This window comes from Methylobacterium sp. J-026, from assembly GCF_022829585.1.
Lineage (GTDB): Bacteria > Pseudomonadota > Alphaproteobacteria > Rhizobiales > Beijerinckiaceae > Methylobacterium.
Genome location: NZ_JAKSYC010000081.1, coordinates 1 through 958, shown reverse-complemented (window position 1 = coordinate 958; position 958 = coordinate 1). Strand labels below are relative to the sequence as shown.

Sequence of the window (958 nt, the reverse complement as noted above, 5' to 3'; positions counted from 1 at the left end):
CTCGGCTACGCCTTCGACCGCACCCTCGTGTACGGCACCGGCGGCTTCGCCTACGGCTCGGGCAGCGCCGACCGCTCCTTCGGCGGCTACGCCGGCAACGACAGCTTCCGCACCGGCTACGCGGTCGGCGGCGGCGTCGAGTACGCGCTCCCCACTGACTCGTTCCTGAACTTCTTCCGCTCCTCGGCCGTGACGCTCAAGGTCGAAGGCCTGTACGTCAACCTCGACCGCAACACCCGCAACCAGGGCGCGTTCGTCATCAACGCCGCCAGCAACTTCCCCGCCGTCTACAGCAGCGGCATCGGCCGCCGCTCCGACGAGTTCGCCGTCGTCCGCGCCGGCCTGAACTACAAGTTCGGCTCGTACTAAGATCCGGTCGCGCTGCTCCCGGCATCCGTGCCGGAAGATGCGATGGCGGGCGAGGGGTAGTTGGTCCTCCTCACCGCCCCTCATCGCCGAAGAGCAGCCGTCCGGCTGACCTCCGCACCCCCAGCTCGATCACCCTGGCCGCGAGGTCGGCGACACCCTGGGAGCACCCGCTCCCGGGGTGTTTCTTTGTTCTGGGATTAGGCGCTGAGAGGTTCAGCCGATCGCCCAGAACAGCTGCAGGGCGCCAGCCAAGAACAGGGCCGAGGACAAGAGCACGGCGAAGCGCTCGCTATGAATGTGGATGAAGGCGTGGTAACTGGCGAAAATGGCGATGTCGGATCGGAGAAGGCATCTCACGCTCGCCTCTGAACCTTGATCAATCAGAGGCAGCCGTCGTCGTCTCCGGGTAGTCTTTGATGCGTGACAGTGCCGCGCCACATGCGACTGTCTGTGCTCAGGCGCACCCCGCGAAGGCGGGGCTGGGCGTATCCGTTTCGTCGTGGCCGTCATTGCCCCCTCAGGCGGCCCGACCAGTGGCGCAGTGACCTCAAGGTTGCTGCGCCGTTGTCGTATAAGCGCTTAGCTTACG

General features: G+C 65.9%; 2 protein-coding genes. One reads left to right on the top strand and one right to left on the bottom strand.

Annotation, left to right across the window (positions count from 1 at the left end; all coding sequences use genetic code 11):
• The coding region (locus MKK69_RS08400; RefSeq protein WP_409564789.1) for an outer membrane protein at positions 1–369 on the top strand (369 nt) is incomplete at its 5' end.
• A 213-nt stretch (positions 370–582) separates the two neighbouring features.
• Here the strand turns inward: MKK69_RS08400 and MKK69_RS08395 are convergent.
• Positions 583–726 (bottom strand): hypothetical protein, encoded by a 144-nt coding sequence (locus MKK69_RS08395; protein ID WP_243967321.1) that lies wholly within the window; start codon positions 724–726, stop codon positions 583–585.
• Positions 727–958 lie beyond the last annotated feature (232 nt).